Raw genomic sequence first — 18,547 nt, 5'->3', positions numbered from 1 at the left:
GTGACGACACAGTCATTGATAAGCTAAGCGAGTGCCAAAAGTCGATCAACCGCGCTGCCGTAAAGTTCTCCGAACAGATTGAGATGCGCCAACAGGTAATATAGCTGATACTCTGGCAATCGGTCAGTGTGACCGGGTGCTAGTGGCCAGACAGCTTCATACCCGCGATAGAAATTCCGGTCGAAACCGCCGAAGATGGTGGTCATGGCCAAATCCATTTCGCGGTCGCCGTAAAAGACATCGGGATCGATGAGGGTGGGCGTGCCGTCGGTGGTGAAGAGAACGTTGCCCGCCCACAAGTCGCCATGTAAGAGGGAAGGTTCGACCGTGCGGCCGTCATTCATATGCGCAATGACCGTTCGAGTCCGCTGATAGGCCGTCTCACGACTGGGTGACCAAAGGCCATGTTTCGTGGCCCGTTGCACTAGGGGATCGAGTCGTTGCTCAAGGTAAAAGGTCGTCCAGTCGGCTTGCCAGTGATTGTTCTTTGGGAGTTTTCCTGTCAACTGGTCACCGTCAAAGCCAAATCGTGATGCGGTTAATTGGTGAACGTGGGCGACCATTTGGCCCAGTGCATACTGGCTACCGGTACCAATCGAGAGTTCCTCCAAGAGTAAGTAGGCATCTCCCTCAATTGCGCCAGTGCTGATCACATCAGGAACATTGGCGGCCGGTGACAAGGCTTTCAGCCCCGCCACCTCATGCGTATAGAAGCTAGCCGGGGTTTGGGGTTGAACCAAGAGAAAGTAAGGACCTTCGCTGGTTCGCAGCGAAAAAGCCTGATTAATATCGCCACCGGCAACGGGGGTCGCCGATTGAATATGGGGAAGGGGTAATTGTTCCAACCATGTCGAAGTTAATGGCATTCCTAAGTCTTCTTTCCGAAACGATTATGACTTGAAATAGTTACTGAGCCCCGTCACCACGCGGGTTGCAACCTGTTGTTGGTAATGGGAGCTACTAATCTGAGTGAAATCCTTTTTGGTGTTAATGTAACCCATCTCTAATAGTAACGCGGGCCGGCTGTTATCGCGAATGACCTCAAAATTTCCGTACTTGATTCCCCGGTTAGTCAGTGGCAGGTCCGACATCTGTTGGTTGACGGCCCGCGCGAGCTTATAGGAAGACTGACGGTGATAATAGTAGGTCGTCGTTCCGGATGCCAGGTTGCTGGCCGGCGAGGAGTCAAAGTGAAAACTGATGAACGCATCAGCCTGATTGGTATTAGCTAATGCCGGTCGGTCGGCCAAGCTGACCGAGGTGTCGCTGGAACGCGTCATGATGACGTGCGCCCCCCGAGCTCGCAGGTCTGCCGCAACCTTTTGAGCCATGGCTAACGTGTAGGTCTTTTCGTCATGCTTTTGGTCGATGGATAGGGCCCCAGAGTCGCTGCCCCCGTGGCCAGGATCAATCACGATCGTTGCCTCGGAAAGGGCAGTGGCTCGTTGGAGTTTTCCGGGATGGTCTACCAACCAACTGGCCACCCAGCCGAAATGGTTGTTGTGATCGCGGACGTGGTACCAGTTGTGTTTCTCGCTCAGAATGGTTAGGCGGCTATTCTTTTCGACTTTATGGGTCACGGCGTAATTCAAGCCAGGGCCTTGGCGCAGGTTGAGGTTGCTGACGCGAGCGGTGACGGCGTTGTGTTGGATGAAGGCCAATAAGAGTCCGCCGGCGACAACGAGAATGATGAGGCTGGTGACCAGTCCCACCCAATTTTTAGGTTTAAAGTGCATACTGTGTCTCCTTAATCAAATTAGGTTTAATTATACCACGATTCCCAGAATGGCTAGGTGAAATCTCGGTTCCACGCTTGACTTTTCAGGGGGCTTTCAGTAAGCTTAAAAGGAATAAAATAATTTGCCCATGAGAAAGACCAGTATAAGAAAGCCCGTTTACAGAGAGACCACGTCGCTGGGAGTGGTTAACGGTGTGACTTTGAAGACACTTTTGAGGCTAATGGCGTTTCGGCGCCATTCGTTTGCAACGTTATCCTGCAGAGAATTTTAAAAAGGTGGTACCGTGCATACCTGCGCCCTTGTCAATTGACAGGGGCGTTTTTTATTTTCTATGCGATCGAGAAAGGAAGAGTGCATATGCGTTATCAACGGCCAAAAGGAACAGCGGACATCTTACCGGGCGATTCAGAGACCTGGCAGTTCGTTGAATCCACGGCGCGTCATCTGTTCTCAAACTATCGATTTGCCGAAATTCGGACGCCGATGTTTGAAAACTTCGAAGTCTTCTCCCGAACCTCAGGGGATACCTCCGATATCGTTACTAAGGAAATGTATGATTTCAAGGACAAGGGCGACCGGCACCTGTCCCTTCGGCCAGAAGGCACGGCGGGCGTTGTTCGGGCCTTTGTTGAAAATAAGCTTTACGGTCCCGAAACGACCAAGCCCTACAAGGTCTACTATATGGGGCCCATGTTCCGTTATGAACGGCCACAGTCCGGTCGCCAACGAGAATTTCACCAAATTGGGGTGGAAGCCTTCGGGAGTGACGCACCTGAATTAGACGTTGAAGTCATTGCTTTGGGAATGGACCTGTTGACGAGATTGGGTTTGAAGCACCTGCGGTTGGCCCTGAATTCCTTGGGCGACCAGGAAACGCGTTCGGCTTATCGGCAAGCCCTGATTGACTTTTTGGAACCCCACTTCGATGAGTTAAGTGAAGACTCGAAGGTTCGGTTGCACAAGAATCCATTGCGGGTCTTGGATAGTAAGGATCCTCACGACCAAGAGTTGGTGGCAGATGCGCCATCGATCCTGGACTTCTTGACACCTGCTGCCACGGAGCATTTCAATCGGGTAAAGGCTAGTTTGGATAGTCTCGGCATCGATTACGATGTTGATGCCACCATGGTCCGGGGGTTGGATTACTACAACCACACCATCTTTGAAATCATGGCCGATTCACCAGCACTGGGTGAAGGCTACACGACTGTCTTGGCCGGTGGTCGTTACAACGGCCTCGTTGAAGAGCTTGGTGGTCCGGAAATGCCTGGCGTCGGGTTCGGTCTGGGGGTTGAACGCCTAGTTCTGTTGATGCAGGCTGAAAAGGTTGCCATTCCTGATGTGCATCCGCTGGATGTATACGTGGTCGGCATTGGTGACGAGACCTCTGTTGAGACGTTGAAGGTTGTGCAGGCCGTCCGACATGCCGGACTGACGGCGGATCGCGATTATCTAGCGCGTAAGCCCAAGGCGCAGTTCAAGACGGCTAATCGCCTGGACGCGCGTTATACCTTAACCATTGGATCGCAGGAGTTGGCCGATCAAACGGCGCACCTGAAGTCCATGGCAACTGGCCAGGAAGTGACCGTTAAGTTAGCTTCAATTTATGACGACTTTCAGCAAGTCGTTGCGTCAGAGTTTAAAGAAGATTAGAGGGAGAATTCATGGAAAAGAATTTAAAACGAACCACCTACGCCGGGTTAGTTGACGAAGAATACCTCGACCAAACCGTTGTCCTCAAGGGCTGGGTTCAAAAGCGCCGTGACTTGGGTGGCCTGGTCTTTGTTGACCTGCGCGACCGCGAAGGCATTGTGCAATTGGTCTTCAGTGAAGAATACGATCAGGCAGCCTTTGAAGTTGCTGGCGATCTGCGGAGCGAATACGTCATCGAAGTCCAAGGGAAGGTTGTTTCCCGGACCGAAAAAGAAATTAACCCCGACATGCGGACCGGTAAGGTTGAAGTCCGGGTCTCCGGTATTAACCTGTTAAACAAGGCCAAGGAATTACCATTTGAAATCAAAGATGGTGTGAATGCTTCCGACGACTTGCGTTTACAATACCGTTACCTCGACTTACGGCGGCCCGAAATGCAAAAGGCTTTGCTATTGCGGAACCGGATTGTTCAATCCGTCCACAGTTACTTCGACAAGAACGGTTTCATCGATATCGAAACGCCAGACTTGACCAAGTCGACGCCCGAAGGGGCCCGGGACTATCTGGTGCCTTCACGGATCTATCCTGGTCACTTCTACGCTTTACCCCAATCACCACAATTGTTTAAGCAATTGCTGATGGGGTCTGGTTTCGACCGTTATTACCAGATCGCTCGTTGTTTCCGTGACGAAGACTTACGTGGTGACCGCCAACCAGAATTCACCCAAATCGACTTGGAAACGTCCTTCTTGACTGCCGAAGAAATACAAGACCTGACCGAAGGCTTAATTGCTAAGGTCATGAAGGATACGCTGGGCGTCGACGTTACCTTGCCATTCGAACGTTTGGACTGGGATGACTCCATGGCTCGCTTCGGGACCGACCAACCAGACGTCCGCTTCGGGATGGAACTCAAAGACTTATCAGCTATCATGGCTGACACCGACTTCAAGGTCTTCTCTGGTGCCGTTGAAAACGGTGGCCAGGTCAAGGCAATCGCCGTTCCTGGTGGTGCCGACCTGTATAGTCGTAAGGACCTGGACAAGTACGGCAAGTACATCGAACGCTTCGGTGCTAAAGGCTTGGCTTGGTTAAAGGTTACGGACGATGGCTTCAGTGGCCCAATCGCCAAGTTCTTTAAGGACGGTGACTGGTTCAAGCAAATCACTGAAAAGACCGGGGCTAAGAGCGGGGACCTGTTGCTATTCGCTGCCGATTCTAAGCGGATCGTTGCTTCAACCTTGGGTTACTTACGGGTAGCGATTGCCAAGGAACAAGACATGATCGACCAAAACAAGTGGGCCTTCCTCTGGATCGTCAACTGGCCATTGTTCGATTACGATGTCGACTTGGAACGCTGGGTACCTGCCCATCACCCATTCACGATGCCGGCAGAAGGTGATGCACACTACTTGAATGACGGTGAAGACCCGCATAAAGCCTACGCCCAAAGTTATGACATCATCTTGAATGGCTTGGAATTAGGGGGCGGGTCCATCCGGATTCACACTCGTGAACTTCAAATGAAGATGTTGAAGGCCTTAGGCTTTACGCCTGAACGAGCCGAAAAGCAATTTGGCTTCCTCTTGAAAGCCTTAGACTACGGGTTCCCGCCTCATGGTGGTCTGGCCATCGGTTTGGACCGGTTTGCCCGCTTGTTAGCTAAGCGCGACAACATCCGCGATGTGATTGCCTTCCCTAAGAACTCGAAGGCCACGGAACCAATGACCAAGGCACCATCGACCGTTTCCGACAAGCAATTGTTGGACCTCGACCTCTTGGTTGCTAAAAAAGAAGACGACGATTAGTTCATTGCTAATGACCATTAAAACAGGGAGTCTCAACGCCTTAATCCAATGTGATTGGGCGGGGAGGCTCCCTGTTTTTCTATGGAGTGGTGCCGGGAATGCTTGACGAGCCGGCATAAAAGCCGTTTAATGGAAATATTAGAAAATGGAGTGATTAGAATGAGCAAAACAATTGATACCGCTACATTCGCCGGCGGCTGCTTTTGGTGCATGGTCCGGCCGTTTGATTCATTGCCGGGCATTGAAAAGGTTTTATCCGGCTATACCGGTGGCACCGTTGCTAATCCAACTTACGAACAGGTGAAAGCGCAACACACCGGTCACACCGAAGCGGTTAAAATTTGGTTTGACCCAAGCGTGATCAGTTATGAACAACTGGTCACGCTCTACTGGCAACAGACCGATCCTACCGATGCCGGTGGCCAGTTTCAAGATCGGGGCAGTAACTATCGTCCCGTGATCTTTGTTAACAGTGAAGAACAGGCGCGAGTAGCCCAAGCGTCGCGGCAAGCACTACAAGACCGTGAGCAGTTTGATCGGCCGATCGTCACGCAGATTCAGGTGGTTCAACCGTTCTACGTGGCGGAAGCCAATCACCAGGACTTTTATCAGAAGGATCCGCAGACCTTCGCCGAACAAGAGGCAGGCGGACGTGAGGCCTTCATTGCTCAGCACTGGTCTTAGAATTAGAACTCGCTAAGAAATGGTGGGGGTCGCCACCGGTTGTTATCGATTAGTGTTACCCTAATTCACGCGACATAATTTTTATTTTAAAGTGAGGTCCGTTTTTAAATATGGAAAACATGCGGCAACTGATGCAACGTCACGTTTACACAATCAAGTTTTCCGTGGCCTTTTTCTATGGGGTGTTGGTTTCGTTAGCGGTCAATTACTTCTGGACGCCGGGACACATCTATTCGTCCGGCGTGACGGGGCTGGCGCAATTGATCAATACGCTAACCATGCACGCGGGAGTTTGGCATATCAGCACCGGCCTGGGGCTGTTCTTAATTAATATTCCCATGTTCGTGTTGGCCTGGAAGCAGGTCGGTAAGACCTTCACGTTCTTTACCTTTATCTGTGTGGTCTTCGCCTCGGTTATGATTCGTCTGATTCAGCCGATTCATTTGACCAACGACCCCATTATCTGTGCCATTTTTGGTGGCGCAATCAATGGGTTTGGTGTGGGCTTTGCCCTGAAGAATGGGATTTCCACCGGTGGGCTCGATATCATTGGGATTGTGGTTCGTCGTAAGACGGGTCACAGCATCGGTAGTGTCAACATGGCCTTTAACAGTTTAATTGTATTGAGTGCAGGTTTTGTTTATGGTTGGCCCTATGCGTTGTACTCGGCACTAGGACTATACGTGAGTGCTCGGGTGATTGATATGACCTTCACCCGGCAGCAACAATTGCAGGTGATGATTATCACGGACCGACCGAAGACGGTGATCGATTGTATTCAAAATCATTTGCAACGGGGAATTACGATTGTTCATGACGTCGAAGGAGCCTATCATCATGATGAGAAGACCATTCTCTTTACGATTATCACGCGTTACGAAATGGAGGGCCTCGAAACGGCCATGGAGGAGGGTGACCCGGATGCATTCGTTAGCATTTCACCGACGATTAAAGTCTTGGGACACTTCACGGAGTCCAAATGGTGACGTTGATCGTGAAAAATCCGACAAATTTTCAGGGGCTGTGACGAACGTCGCGGCCCCTTTTGTTCGCCAACCGCGACTTTGTCTAGGGCTAACCTTCGCGTGGTTTGGCGCGTGAAGGCCCTGAATATTAAAGCTTCTTAAAATTCGCTAGGTTTGGGTTCGAGATGTGGTATAATTCTCGGTGTTATGGGTAGCGAAAATAAGTGATATTGGTGATTGACGTGAAAGAGATTTATTTATGGTTAGTACGACTGATGTCGCTCATGAGCAGTTGGCACCGGAAAAATCAGGTGATATATCTGATGAGCTTCGGTGATAACGTGCCCTTTATCGAGGCGTTAGTTGCGGCATTGCCGGCGGGAACCAAAGTAACGGTGTTCTATCGACCGCAGCAACAAGCGGCCGCGGCACGGCTGGCACAGCGGGGAATTGAGACCGTGATCTTTCGGGATGATCTGGGCTTTGTGTTCAAGGGCATTCCGCGGATTATGCGGGCTCGGCTGATTTTCTGTGACAACTACTACGCCTTCTTGGGGGGGTTAAGACATCCTAAGCAGATGCGGATTGTTCAGGTCTGGCATGCGGTCGGTGCGATCAAGCGATTTGGTTGGGATGACCCGACGACCGTTGACCGTTCCGCCAGTGACAAACGCCGATTTCAGGCGGTTTATGACCATTTCGATGAGGTGGTAGTGGCTTCCCCCGCAATGGGTCAGGTCTTCGCGACGAGTTACCACCTCAGTCCCAAGCGGATGCAAGTTCTCGGATATCCGCGTTCTGATCGATTGCTTGATCCAAAGTGGTTGACAACCACTCGTGAACGAGTCTATCGTGAAGCACCAGCGCTGGCCGGTCACCGGGTCATTGTGTACGCGCCAACTTATCGAGAAGGTGTGACCTTTGCACCGCCGGCGGGGTTAGCGGCTGCTTTGACCAGTGATCCGGACGCCCGGGTCGTGGTGAAACTTCATCCGGCATTAGTAGCTCAGTCACCGCATTTACAGCAGGCTTTAGGTGATCAACTTGTGACGGCAAAGGGCCTTAGCACAACGGAGCTACTGACAGTAGCGGAGACGCTCATTACAGATTATTCGTCAGTAGCCTTTGATTACAGCTTGTTGCCGAATGCACATAGTTTACTATTTTACTTATTTGATTTGTCGACTTATAAGCTGGGGCCAGGGGTTCAACCGGATTTGTTGGACTGGTTGCCTAGTCCGGCTTTGACCGACAATGACCAATTAACCGCCGCCATTCAGCAGGATGCCGCGGTCGATTTTACCCAATTCAATTCTCATTGGAATAGGGCCAACGACGGGAAGGCCACGCAACGCGTGGTGGCTCGCTACGTTGCGCTACTAACCAATTAATTAAAGGAGTGCAGTGCCTTGAAAGAGGTCATAACCTTAATAAAAGAACAGATCTCCAGCGTGGGGATTATTTTACGGATTTCGCGATATGAGGATCAAGCGAGTTATCAAAGTCATTACTTAGGTTTAATGTGGGAATACTTATATCCGTTGATCCAGATTGCAATTTACTGGTTAGTCTTCGGTGTGGGGTTGAAGCATGGTAAGCCATTACAGGGGATTGGGTACCTCCCTTGGATGGTTATCGGGATTTCGCCTTGGTTCTTCATGAACCGGGCCACGTTGGATGCGTCAAAGAGTATCTTCCAACGGGTCAACATGGTGGCCAAGATGAAGTTTCCCATTTCAGCATTACCAACCATCAAGGTGGTTAGTAATTTGAGCTCCTTCTGGACGATGATGGTCTTTTCCATCTTCATCGGTCTATTGAATGGGGTTTACCCAAAGGTTTCATGGTTCCAATGGATCTATTACTTCTTCGCAATGATTTGCTTACTCGTGGCCCTGGGGGTCCTAAATTCTTGTATTAGTGTGCTGGTCCGTGACTATCACATCCTGCTTCAATCACTGATGCGGATGCTATTCTACATGTCCGGTGTGCTGTTTAACTTCGTGACGACTTCCTTCCCAGCACCATTTGTTCACTTGTTGGAATTGAACCCTTACTATTATATTGTTTCCGGGTTCCGGGAATCCTTTATCGGGACCGGTTGGTTCTGGCAACGGCCGGTAATGACCCTTGAATTTTGGTCATTCGTCTTCATCGTGTTGTTAGTCGGTTCCCACTTGCACTTTAAGTTCCGTTCACGTTTCGTTGATTTAATCTAATTGAAAGGAGCAACTGCCACATGACTAATGGTGTTCAAAAACTCATCCAGTCATTAAAATTAGTTGCTCGTTATGGGCTCATCGTGCTGAACGATGGGCTTATTTGTTTACCAATAAAACGACGACTAATTATTTTTGAAAGTTTCAACGGTAAGGATGTCAATGATAATCCGGCGGCAATCTATCGTCAGCTCGTAGCCGATCACCCAGAGTACCAGGCCACGGCGTATTTTAGTGTGAAACCGCGAGAATATCACAAGCTTCACCAACAGTATCCGGACATACAATTGATTAAGCGTTTCACACCGCGGTGGGTAGGACTCATGGCGCGGGCAGAATATTGGGTCCTGAACTCGCGGTTGCCCAATTGGTGGCATAAAAACCGGCGGACGCAGACTATTCAAACCTGGCATGGGACGCCGTTAAAGAAATTGGGGACCGATATCGAACACGTTGCGATTCCTGGAACCAGCACCCAGGCCTACCATGACGAGTTTATTAAGGCGGCACATCAGTGGGACTACCTGATCGCACCTAACCAATACTCACGGGATATCTTTAAGCGGGCCTTTGGGTTCAACGGCAAGTTTCTAACGATTGGTTATCCCCGAAACGATGTGCTCTATCACGACAATCAATCGGTTAAGTTGCGGGCATTGAAGCAAAAATTATTGGGCACAACCACCGGAACGGTCGTTACCTATGCCCCGACGTGGCGGGATGATATGGCGGTGCGGCCGGGGGTTTATCGTTTCGATTTACCCTTTGATCTGGCGGCCTTTTTTGACCACGTTCCGGCGGGAACCCGACTAATTATCCGGCCCCATTACTTGGTCAAGGATGCCGTTGATATTCGCGGTTTTGAGGACCGCGTCTCGGTCTTGGCCGATGCTGATATTGCCGAGCTCTACCTAATTTCGGATCTGTTGATTACGGATTATTCGTCGGTGATGTTCGATTTTGCCAATTTAAAGCGACCGGAGTTGTTCTTTGCCTATGACCTGGAGCACTATCGAGATCAGCTCCGCGGCTTTTACTTTGACTATGAACGGGAGCTACCTGGGCCATTGGTTACCACGGCTCGGGCGTTGTACCGGCAATTGGATGAATGGTCCCAAGAGGGCCAGTTTCCGACCTTTGCTGAGCAACAGACGGCCTTTTACCACAAGTTCTGTGCCTGGGAAGATGGCACGGCTAGTCGTCAAGTTGTAAAGATCATGGTTCAGGGAAAGGAAGACTAAGATGTCTGAATTTTTAATTGGGTCACACGTTAGTATGAAAGGCAAGGCCATGCTCTTGGGCTCCGCTGAAGAGGCGGCCAGTTTCGGTGAAAATGTCTTTATGGTTTATACGGGGGCGCCTCAAAATACCCGGCGTAAGCCGATTGATGAGCTAAATATTCCCGCCGGTCAGGCATTCATGCAGGCGCATAACCAGCGAGCGGTTGTTGTTCATGCCCCATATGTCGTCAATTTGGGTAATACAACTAAACCGCAGAACTACGGCTTTGCAGTCGAATTTCTAATGGCCGAGGTTCAACGGGCGGCGGCGCTCGGCGCCACCGAAATCGTCTTGCATCCCGGAGCACACGTGGGTGCGGGGGCCCCGGCGGCGATTGCACAAATCGCCAAGGGCCTGGATGAAATTTTTGCCGGTGCTCAGGAACCAGTTCAGATCGCCTTGGAAACGATGGCGGGTAAGGGCACCGAGGTGGGTCGGACCTTCGAGGAGCTGGCCGAGATCATGGCGGCTACCAGTGCTAACGACCGACTATCGGTCTGCTTCGATACCTGTCACACCAGCGATGCCGGGTACGATATCACTGCCGACCTCGACGGGGTGTTAAATGAGTTTGATCACGTGATTGGTTTGGATCGACTTAAAGTGATTCACTTGAACGACTCCAAGAATCCTCAGGGGAGTCATAAAGACCGTCACACTAATATTGGTTTTGGAACCCTGGGCTTCGATGTGCTGAATACCGTGGCTCATCATCCGCAATTGACTGCTGTACCAAAGATTATGGAAACGCCGTTGATCGGTCCAGACCGAAAGCATGGCGTGAATCCCCACGGTTACGAAGTAGCGATGCTGAAGCATCAACAATTTAATCCAAATCTGGCGGCCGATGCATTGGCAGACAAGCCAGTAGATGAGTTTCTAACGCGATAGCACAAGATCATATCAAGTGCCGAAGCTGGAGAATCAAAGAGGGCGACCATGACAAAATGTCACGGTCGCCCTTAATCAATTTAATTTAAGCTAGTCGGCTAATGGATGGGGAATCAGGTCGAAGTCGAGACTCTCCATGATCAGCGTGGCCGTTTCCTCAATCGACTTGTTGGCCACATCGATAACCAGGCACCCAATTTTCTTGTAGATGCGTTGGGCGTAGGCCAGTTCTTCTTTGATTTTGGTCGTGTCCGAATAAGCGCTATTGGCTGGCAGACCATAGGAAATCATCCGGGCTTGGCGAATCTTTCGCAAGGTGGCCGGTTGATTGGTTAAGCCAAAGATCCGTTTCGGGTCAACTCGCCACAGCTCCTCAGGAATCTGAGTTTTAGGTGAGAGGGGCAGGTTGGCGACCCGCAGGTTACGATTGGCCAGGAAGAGGGATAATGGCGTCTTTGAGGTTCGGGAGACACCTAATACGACGATATCCGCCTTCAACAGGCCGGCAGGGTCTTTACCATCATCGTAGGTCACGGCAAATTCCATGGCGGCGATTCGGTCGAAGTAAGTATCGGTCAGGTTATGCACCAGGCCAGGCACCCCTTCCGGTTGTAGCTGGGTGGCATCCTGGAGAACCTTCATGGCCGGTTGGATACAATCAAACTGTTGTAAGCCGTTGGTGGCAGCAAAATCACGCACGCGTTGACTAAGTTTACCGTTCACCAGGGTGTGAAAAATCATGGCATGCTGTTTGTTTGCCAGATTTAGGATCCCCTCGAGAATTGAATTTGTTTGAATAAATGGAAAACGTTGATAACTAGCCTCGATGGCTGGAAATTGGGAAACGGCCGTTTGCGCCACAGTTAAGGCGGTTTCACCGGACGAATCAGAGATGATAAAGATGGTAATGGCTGACATAATCGCGGGCTCCTCTGGTGTTTTCTCCTAGTTTACCGCCTGTGAGCAGAAGGTTCAAATTTTATTTGCTGGCATTATTGACGTGGTTTCTGTGTTTATGTATAATAGTTAGGAACCGTTGCGCTGGTGGTGTTTAGCCAACCAGTGTTATTATTTGTGCTCGGAGGGAGGGAATTTTATATGGCAAAGACAGTCGTTCGCAAAAACGAGTCTTTTGACGACGCTCTTCGGCGCTTCAAACGTACGGTTTCCCGTAGCGGTACTTTACAAGAATACCGTAAGCGTGAATTTTACGAAAAACCAAGTGTGAAGAAAAAGTTAAAATCAGAAGCTGCGCGTAAGCGTAAGGCCAAGAAGAAGCGTTTCTAAGCTCTTTTTGCAATTCTAATAAAAAAGTCGCAGGACAATATGTCCTGCGACTTTTTTTATGCATTCGTGATAACGACCTTACCAATCATCCGGTTGGATTCCACCAAGGCATGGGCCGCGCGTAAGTTAGCGGCATTGATGGGAGTCATGGTTTTGTTCAGCGTTGATTTGAGCTTGCCAGCATCGAGGAGTTGTTGGACTCGCGTTAGAATAGCGTGTTGACTCAGCATGTCTGGCGTTTCGTAATAGGATTTGGTGTACATCCATTCCCAGGCAAAGGTGGCGCGCTTGGGCTTTAGAGCCCGCAAGTCAAGGGGTGTTTCACTACCGGTGATGGAGACAATGTGGCCACTGGGCTTAATCAGGTCGACGATTTCTGACCAGTGTTGATTGAGGTTGCTCAGTTCTAAAATATAATCAACCGTCTTGAAGCCGAGGTCGTGCACCTGCGCGACAAGGTCTTCACGATGATTAACCACGTAGTCGGCCCCGTGGCTTTGTGTCCAGGCAATGGTTTCTGGTCGTGACGCCGTGGCAATGACCGTTAACCCGGCCAAATGGGCCAGTTGGGTTGCCATCGAGCCGACCCCTCCGGCACCATTAATGATTAGGACGGTGTGACCAGTATTTTCTTTGGGTGCATCAAAGTTAATGGGTAATTGCTCAAAGAGCGCTTCCCAGGTGGTCAGCGAGGTTAGCGGGGTGGCGGCAATTTCTGCCGGGGTGAGCTTGGTCGGTGCCGGGCCGACGATGCGCTCGTCGACCAAATGATACTCGCTGTCCGTTCCTGGACGTTTGAACGCTCCGGCATAAAACACGCGATCACCTGTTTGGAAGAGTGTGACGGCTTCGCCAACGGCTGTCACGATGCCATAAGCATCCCAGCCGATGACCTTGGGCCGGTCGAGCCGTTCGGTGGTTCCACGTCGCACCCCGGTGTCGACGGGATTGACCGCGGTCGCAATAACTTTTACCAAGAGATCATGGCCAGTTGCTTCTGGTCGTGGTTCGAAAAATTCAAAAAAGCTCTGATTATTTTCAATGGGTTGATTGTGAGTGAAGCCAATGGCACGCATGTCTGGCATGACAAAACTTCCTTTCTGTTAGCCTCAGCGTAACCGAACCGCTGGGGGAATGCTAGCATTCTTGTCGAATTTTATTGGTCAAGTAATGGGCGAGCAGCCGGCGGGGATTTATTACCTGACGCCGTTCCCAATAAGGTGTAGACTAGAGATTATTAATGAAATCTAGGAGGAACTGACATGAGTTTAGAAAACCAACTCAATACTGACTTAAAGACGGCCATGAAGGCCCACGATAAATTATCCCTGAACGTGATTCGGATGATGAAGGCAGCCTTAACGAACGAACGCGTTAAGCAGGGCCATGATCTGACGGCGGATGATGAATTAGCCGTGGTCTCTCGCGAAATGAAACAACGCAAGGAATCTTTGGCCGAATTCAAAAAAGGTCACCGGGACGACTTGGTAGCCGGTGTTGAGGCGGAAATCGAAATTGTGAAGCAGTACGCTCCTAAGCAAATGGATGCCGATGAAGTTGCCAAGATCGTGGCTGATAGCATTGCTAAGGTTTCCGCCAGCGGCATGGGCGACTTTGGTAAGGTCATGGGCGTTGTGATGCCCCAAGTTAAGGGCAAGGCCGACGGTGCATTGGTCAATCAAACGGTCAAGGCCCAACTGAACAAGTAATGACGCAAAATCACAACGATTTTAGTCGTTGTGATTTTTTGTTGGTAGTCGTGAGAATTGGAGGAAGCCACAATGGCGCTAACCTATGAACGAATGAGTCATCCGCTAACCCCGGCGCTGAATGCGTTGTTGTTACTGGCTGATCCGAGCCAACGATTAATTGATGGCTACCTGCCGACCAGTACGGCCTATGTGGCCAACGATCGGCAAGGGTTAGCCGGTGTTCTGGTTCTTCAACGTCAATCCGATCTAGTCGTTGAGGTGAAGAATGTGGCCGTGTTGCCGGCAAAACAGCGCCGGGGCTACGGCCAGGCCTTAGTAGAATTTGCGCTACAGTGGGCGATTGAACATGGGTATCGCACGGTGCGTATTGCAACGGGCACCACGAGTTTAGGGCAGTTGTACCCGTATCAGAAGTGTGGCCTACGGATTGTGCGAGTAGAGCCTGACTACTTCACCACCCATTACAGCCAGGCGATTACGGAGAATGGCTTGCCGCTGCGCGATCGGCTAATTCTGGAGAGGACCATTAGTTTGCCACAATTGCCGATTAATTAACTTCGGATTCATGGGGTACTTGAAACTCAGCTAATTCTAATGCTGAGGGCTTTTCGCGTCGAATCCTTTTACAATCCCCGGTGGTATGCTAAAATTTGACTATCAGTACCGCTAAAAATAAAGATGAAGGAGCCACCATATTTGACTGAAAACGCGACGATTGAAAAAGAATATATTTTGGAGCGCCCAGAGGACGAAGCTGCCCTGTTGGGCGCTCAGGATCAGTTTGTAACCTTGCTTGAAGAAGGTCTAAACGTGACCATCAAGCCCTTTGGGAATTCAATCAAGGTGGCTGGTGTCGCGGCAGCGGTGGACGATACTCTGGCAATTCTGCGGAACATGAGCGATTTGCTAGCTAAGGGAATTCGCTTGAACAGTGCCGATGTCATTAGCGCCATGAAGATGGCCGACAAGGGGACACTCACCTACTTTAAAGACTTTTATACCGAAACCCTGATTAAGGATGCCAAGGGGCGGGCCGTGCGGGTTAAGAACTTTGGCCAACGGCAGTACATTGATGCCATTAAGCATAACGACATTACGTTTGGTATTGGCCCAGCCGGGACCGGGAAAACCTATCTGGCTGTGGTCATGGCGATCTCTGCCTTAAAGCACGGCGATGTTGAGAAACTTATTATCACCCGGCCCGCAGTTGAGGCTGGTGAAAGCCTTGGGTTCTTACCTGGTGACCTGAAAGAAAAGGTTGATCCGTACCTGCGGCCAATCTACGATGCCTTGTATGCGATTCTGGGCGCCGAGCATACCACGCGCCTGATGGACCGTGGCGTCATCGAGATTGCCCCGCTGGCCTACATGCGGGGGCGGACGTTGGAATCGGCCTTCGTCATCTTGGATGAAGCACAGAACACCACAAACATGCAAATGAAGATGTTCCTGACCCGGCTGGGATTTGGATCCAAGATGATTGTCAATGGGGATATTTCCCAGATTGATTTGCCAAACAATGCTCGCTCGGGGTTAGTTCAGGCCCAACACATTTTACAAAACGTTAGTCACATCAAGTTTGTGACATTTAACGCCGATGACGTGGTGCGGCACCCAGTGGTAGCGCGCATCATTAACGCCTATGAAGCAAACGATACTAAACCAAATGGAGCTAAAAAATAATGGATTTAGAGATTTACGATAAGACCAAAGATGGTGTTCCAGCTAAGCACGTTGACATGATTCGTGACGTCTTGGAGTATGCCGGCAAGTACATTGAACTTGCCGAGAATACGGAAATGTCGGTGACGTTAATGAATAATGAGGATATTCATCAGATCAATAAACAATATCGGGGCGTTGATCGCGCCACCGATGTCATTAGCTTTGCCATTGAAGACGATGATGAAGAGGCCGATGAATTCCCATTGATTTTGGATGAAGATATGGCAGCGGAGATCCCCGAAAACATTGGCGATATCTTCGTTTCCATGGATAAGGTTGAAGAGCAGGCAGAATACTTGGGCCACTCCTACGAACGGGAACTAGGCTTCCTGGTGGTCCATGGATTCTTACACTTGAACGGCTATGACCACATGAAACCGGAAGACGAAAAGGTCATGTTCAAGCTGCAAGCCGACATCTTAGATGCGTATGGGCTCAAACGATAAGCCCACGCGCCAAACCGGAAAGAATCATGCCTTTCTGCAATCGTTAGGCCACGCGTGGGATGGCCTGCGATCGCTCTTTCACTATGAACGGAACTTTCGTAAGCACCTGATTCTTGGCGCGGTCACTCTGATCTTAGGGGTGGTGCTTCAGGTCTCGTTGACCGACTGGCTGTGGCTGGTCATGGCCATCTTCTTGGTGTTGTTTTCGGAGACGCTGAATACGATTGTTGAGGCGGTGGTTGACCTCGTTGTTGGCACAACGTATCATGATCTGGCCAAGCGCGCGAAGGATATCGCCGCTGGTGGGGTCTTATTGGCGGCTTTCTTTGCCGTCATTGTGGGGGCAATTATTTTGCTACCCGCATTATTGAAACGGTTTTAACTGGAGGAAAAAATGGATAACCCAAACTATAAATCAGGATTTGTGGCAATCGTTGGTCGGCCTAACGTTGGTAAATCAACGTTTTTAAACCGGGTCATTGGGCAAAAAATTGCGATCATGTCAAACACGGCGCAAACTACTCGAAACAAGATTCAGGGGATCTACACGACCGATGAATCACAGATTGTCTTCATCGATACCCCTGGGGTGCACAAGCCCAAGAGTAAGTTGGGCGACTACATGGTAAAATCTGCCATGTCGGCGCTGAATGAAGTCGATGCCGTATTATTCATGGTTAACGCCACGGAAAAGCGCGGTGCCGGGGATAACTTTATCATCGATCGGTTGAAGGACGTCAAAGCGCCGGTCTACCTGTTAATCAACAAGATTGACCAGGTTCATCCAGACGATTTGTTGCCTGTTATGGAACAGTACCAAACGGCGCTGCCATGGCAAGCGGTTTATCCGATTTCCGCGTTAGAAGGGAATAACGTCGATGATCTGTTGACCGGACTGGTTGATCAGATGCCTAATGGGCCCCAATATTATCCGGCTGACCAGGTGACGGATCATCCTGAACGTTTCGTTGTCAGCGAATTAATCCGAGAAAAAATCTTTATGTTGACGCGCGAAGAGGTGCCACATTCAGTCGCGGTTGAAATCGAAAGTATGAAGCAAAAAGATGAGGATCACGTCCACATCGAAGCCACCATTATCGTGGAACGTCCTACGCAAAAGGGGATCATGATCGGTAAGGGTGGCAGCATGCTGAAGAAGATTGGGACCATGGCTCGGCAAGACATTGAGCATCTGTTGGGTAGTAAGGTTTACCTGCAGCTGTGGGTCAAAGTTCAACCTAATTGGCGGGACAAGTCTACGCTGTTGAAGTCTTATGGTTACCGCAAGGATGACTTATAAAAATAGCTTACACGTAGAAGGTGGGGATGACTGTGGCGCGAAATGTAACCGACTTTCACGGCATCCTCTTGTTTCGACGGGACTATGCCGAACGTGATTTTCTGATCAAGTTTTTGACGCAAGAATTTGGCAAGAAAATGTTTCTGGTTCGCGGGGCTAAGAAGAAGGGCTACAAGATGGTGGCCGATATTCTGCCGTTTACGGTGGGCAGTTACGTCGGCGATATTGCCGATGATGGCTTATCTTACATCCGTGCGGCCCGTGAAACGAGTCAGTATCAGAATATTAGCACCGATATTTTTAAGAATGCGTATGCCACTTACATCATGAGCTTAGTGGATGCGGCCTTTCCCGACAGCGAGCCGTTGCCAACCTGGTATCACCGGGTCCAGCGGGCACTGACCCTGATTGACGATGGGGTGAATGCCGCCATCGTCACGAATATCATGGAGATTCAGTTGATGCCGGCTTTCGGGGTGGCACCACAACTTCAGGGGTGCGTGATTTGTGGCCGTAACGATTTGCCATTCGATTATTCGGAAAGTTACGGAGGATTACTCTGTCAGCAGCATTGGCAGATGGATCCACGGCGACTGCAGTTAGCGCAACGAACCATTTATTACTTGCGGCAATTTTCGGTATTGGATTTAGATAAATTGCATACCATCAACGTGAAACCCCAGACCGAACACGCCTTGCGGCAGTTGATGGATGAAATCTATGATAGTCAGATTGGGGTGCATCCCAAGAGCAAACGCTTCTTGGATCAGATGCAAACCTGGTCGGCCAAGCTCACGATGCCAGAACCGGGATCGTCAGCTGATTCCACTCAATCTT

General features: G+C 50.2%; 20 protein-coding genes. 16 read left to right on the top strand and 4 right to left on the bottom strand.

Annotation, left to right across the window (positions count from 1 at the left end; translation table 11 throughout):
* Positions 1–23: 23 nt before the first annotated feature.
* Both LSE01S_RS08535 and LSE01S_RS08530 read right to left on the bottom strand, forming a co-directional pair.
* Positions 24–866 carry a fructosamine kinase family protein gene (locus LSE01S_RS08535; RefSeq protein ID WP_061777215.1) on the bottom strand — a complete coding sequence of 281 codons (843 nt, stop codon included), beginning with the start codon at positions 864–866 and terminating at the stop codon, positions 24–26.
* A gap of 24 nt (positions 867–890) precedes the next feature.
* Entirely contained in the window at positions 891–1,736 is an 846-nt protein-coding gene (locus LSE01S_RS08530; protein WP_061777214.1) for an N-acetylmuramoyl-L-alanine amidase family protein, read from the bottom strand.
* A 360-nt stretch (positions 1,737–2,096) separates the two neighbouring features.
* Here LSE01S_RS08530 and hisS point away from each other — a divergent pair, with 360 nt between their 5' ends.
* The 8 genes from hisS to LSE01S_RS08490 all read left to right on the top strand — a co-directional run bounded on the left by hisS (position 2,097) and on the right by LSE01S_RS08490 (position 11,240).
* Complete coding sequence (gene hisS, locus LSE01S_RS08525) at positions 2,097–3,392, top strand: histidine--tRNA ligase (RefSeq protein WP_061777213.1); 1,296 nt, start codon at positions 2,097–2,099, stop codon at positions 3,390–3,392.
* An 11-nt stretch (positions 3,393–3,403) separates the two neighbouring features.
* Complete coding sequence (aspS, locus tag LSE01S_RS08520) at positions 3,404–5,200, top strand: aspartate--tRNA ligase (protein WP_061777212.1); 1,797 nt, start codon at positions 3,404–3,406, stop codon at positions 5,198–5,200.
* Positions 5,201–5,359: 159 nt separating this feature from the next.
* The gene (msrA, locus tag LSE01S_RS08515) at positions 5,360–5,884 is read left to right on the top strand and encodes a peptide-methionine (S)-S-oxide reductase MsrA (protein ID WP_061777211.1); all 525 of its coding nucleotides are present in this window, start codon (positions 5,360–5,362) and stop codon (positions 5,882–5,884) included.
* A 110-nt stretch (positions 5,885–5,994) separates the two neighbouring features.
* Complete coding sequence (locus LSE01S_RS08510; protein WP_061777210.1) at positions 5,995–6,870, top strand: YitT family protein; 876 nt, start codon at positions 5,995–5,997, stop codon at positions 6,868–6,870.
* Positions 6,871–7,091: 221 nt separating this feature from the next.
* Complete coding sequence (locus LSE01S_RS08505) at positions 7,092–8,240, top strand: CDP-glycerol glycerophosphotransferase family protein (RefSeq protein WP_061777233.1); 1,149 nt, start codon at positions 7,092–7,094, stop codon at positions 8,238–8,240.
* An 18-nt stretch (positions 8,241–8,258) separates the two neighbouring features.
* On the top strand, positions 8,259–9,068 hold the full coding sequence (locus LSE01S_RS08500; protein WP_061777209.1) for an ABC transporter permease: 810 nt from the start codon (positions 8,259–8,261) through the stop codon (positions 9,066–9,068).
* A 20-nt stretch (positions 9,069–9,088) separates the two neighbouring features.
* Positions 9,089–10,309, top strand: coding sequence for a CDP-glycerol glycerophosphotransferase family protein (locus tag LSE01S_RS08495; RefSeq protein ID WP_061777208.1), 1,221 nt, complete (start codon positions 9,089–9,091; stop codon positions 10,307–10,309).
* Between the two features lies 1 nt (position 10,310).
* A complete protein-coding gene (locus LSE01S_RS08490; protein WP_061777207.1) occupies positions 10,311–11,240 on the top strand; it encodes a deoxyribonuclease IV in 930 nt (309 codons plus the stop codon).
* A 90-nt stretch (positions 11,241–11,330) separates the two neighbouring features.
* On the opposite strand, the gene LSE01S_RS08485 is transcribed toward LSE01S_RS08490, so the two are convergent.
* Positions 11,331–12,158: a pyruvate, water dikinase regulatory protein gene (locus LSE01S_RS08485; RefSeq protein ID WP_061777206.1), complete on the bottom strand. Its 828-nt coding sequence runs from the start codon at positions 12,156–12,158 to the stop codon at positions 11,331–11,333.
* 180 nt (positions 12,159–12,338) lie between these two features.
* On the opposite strand from LSE01S_RS08485, the gene rpsU reads away from it, so the two are divergent.
* Complete coding sequence (gene rpsU, locus LSE01S_RS08480; protein WP_011667518.1) at positions 12,339–12,527, top strand: 30S ribosomal protein S21; 189 nt, start codon at positions 12,339–12,341, stop codon at positions 12,525–12,527.
* A 56-nt stretch (positions 12,528–12,583) separates the two neighbouring features.
* Here rpsU and LSE01S_RS08475 read toward each other — a convergent pair whose 3' ends face one another.
* Positions 12,584–13,603 carry a zinc-binding alcohol dehydrogenase family protein gene (locus tag LSE01S_RS08475; protein WP_061777232.1) on the bottom strand — a complete coding sequence of 340 codons (1,020 nt, stop codon included), beginning with the start codon at positions 13,601–13,603 and terminating at the stop codon, positions 12,584–12,586.
* Between the two features lie 186 nt (positions 13,604–13,789).
* Between LSE01S_RS08475 and LSE01S_RS08470 the strand changes: the two genes are divergently transcribed.
* From LSE01S_RS08470 to recO, 7 genes are all read left to right on the top strand, one after another.
* Complete coding sequence (locus LSE01S_RS08470) at positions 13,790–14,236, top strand: GatB/YqeY domain-containing protein (protein ID WP_061777205.1); 447 nt, start codon at positions 13,790–13,792, stop codon at positions 14,234–14,236.
* A 72-nt stretch (positions 14,237–14,308) separates the two neighbouring features.
* Entirely contained in the window at positions 14,309–14,794 is a 486-nt protein-coding gene (locus LSE01S_RS08465) for a GNAT family N-acetyltransferase (RefSeq protein WP_061777204.1), read from the top strand.
* A 141-nt stretch (positions 14,795–14,935) separates the two neighbouring features.
* Positions 14,936–15,922 carry a PhoH family protein gene (locus LSE01S_RS08460; protein ID WP_061777203.1) on the top strand — a complete coding sequence of 329 codons (987 nt, stop codon included), beginning with the start codon at positions 14,936–14,938 and terminating at the stop codon, positions 15,920–15,922.
* Entirely contained in the window at positions 15,922–16,410 is a 489-nt protein-coding gene (ybeY, locus tag LSE01S_RS08455; protein WP_061777202.1) for an rRNA maturation RNase YbeY, read from the top strand. The genes LSE01S_RS08460 and ybeY overlap by 1 nt, the downstream gene beginning before the upstream one ends.
* Positions 16,388–16,792: a diacylglycerol kinase family protein gene (locus LSE01S_RS08450; RefSeq protein ID WP_061777201.1), complete on the top strand. Its 405-nt coding sequence runs from the start codon at positions 16,388–16,390 to the stop codon at positions 16,790–16,792. The genes ybeY and LSE01S_RS08450 overlap by 23 nt, the downstream gene beginning before the upstream one ends.
* A gap of 12 nt (positions 16,793–16,804) precedes the next feature.
* Positions 16,805–17,710, top strand: coding sequence for a GTPase Era (era, locus tag LSE01S_RS08445; RefSeq protein ID WP_061777200.1), 906 nt, complete (start codon positions 16,805–16,807; stop codon positions 17,708–17,710).
* Between the two features lie 26 nt (positions 17,711–17,736).
* Positions 17,737–18,547, top strand: an 811-nt coding sequence (recO, locus tag LSE01S_RS08440; protein ID WP_061777199.1) for a DNA repair protein RecO, incomplete at its 3' end; no start/stop codon positions are given.

The sequence above is a fragment of the Levilactobacillus senmaizukei DSM 21775 = NBRC 103853 genome (assembly GCF_001592085.1).
Classification (GTDB): Bacteria; Bacillota; Bacilli; order Lactobacillales; family Lactobacillaceae; genus Levilactobacillus; species Levilactobacillus senmaizukei.
This window is presented reverse-complemented; position numbering and strand designations above follow the sequence as displayed.

Coding starts and splice junctions, on each gene's coding strand:
- LSE01S_RS08535 (WP_061777215.1), bottom strand. CDS start 866: ATGCCATTAACTTCGACATGGTTGGAACAATTACCCCTTCCCCATATT.
- LSE01S_RS08530 (WP_061777214.1), bottom strand. CDS start 1,736: ATGCACTTTAAACCTAAAAATTGGGTGGGACTGGTCACCAGCCTCATC.
- hisS (WP_061777213.1), top strand. CDS start 2,097: ATGCGTTATCAACGGCCAAAAGGAACAGCGGACATCTTACCGGGCGAT.
- aspS (WP_061777212.1), top strand. CDS start 3,404: ATGGAAAAGAATTTAAAACGAACCACCTACGCCGGGTTAGTTGACGAA.
- msrA (WP_061777211.1), top strand. CDS start 5,360: ATGAGCAAAACAATTGATACCGCTACATTCGCCGGCGGCTGCTTTTGG.
- LSE01S_RS08510 (WP_061777210.1), top strand. CDS start 5,995: ATGGAAAACATGCGGCAACTGATGCAACGTCACGTTTACACAATCAAG.
- LSE01S_RS08495 (WP_061777208.1), top strand. CDS start 9,089: ATGACTAATGGTGTTCAAAAACTCATCCAGTCATTAAAATTAGTTGCT.
- LSE01S_RS08490 (WP_061777207.1), top strand. CDS start 10,311: ATGTCTGAATTTTTAATTGGGTCACACGTTAGTATGAAAGGCAAGGCC.
- LSE01S_RS08485 (WP_061777206.1), bottom strand. CDS start 12,158: ATGTCAGCCATTACCATCTTTATCATCTCTGATTCGTCCGGTGAAACC.
- rpsU (WP_011667518.1), top strand. CDS start 12,339: ATGGCAAAGACAGTCGTTCGCAAAAACGAGTCTTTTGACGACGCTCTT.
- LSE01S_RS08475 (WP_061777232.1), bottom strand. CDS start 13,603: ATGCGTGCCATTGGCTTCACTCACAATCAACCCATTGAAAATAATCAG.
- LSE01S_RS08470 (WP_061777205.1), top strand. CDS start 13,790: ATGAGTTTAGAAAACCAACTCAATACTGACTTAAAGACGGCCATGAAG.
- LSE01S_RS08465 (WP_061777204.1), top strand. CDS start 14,309: ATGGCGCTAACCTATGAACGAATGAGTCATCCGCTAACCCCGGCGCTG.
- ybeY (WP_061777202.1), top strand. CDS start 15,922: ATGGATTTAGAGATTTACGATAAGACCAAAGATGGTGTTCCAGCTAAG.
- LSE01S_RS08450 (WP_061777201.1), top strand. CDS start 16,388: ATGCGTATGGGCTCAAACGATAAGCCCACGCGCCAAACCGGAAAGAAT.
- era (WP_061777200.1), top strand. CDS start 16,805: ATGGATAACCCAAACTATAAATCAGGATTTGTGGCAATCGTTGGTCGG.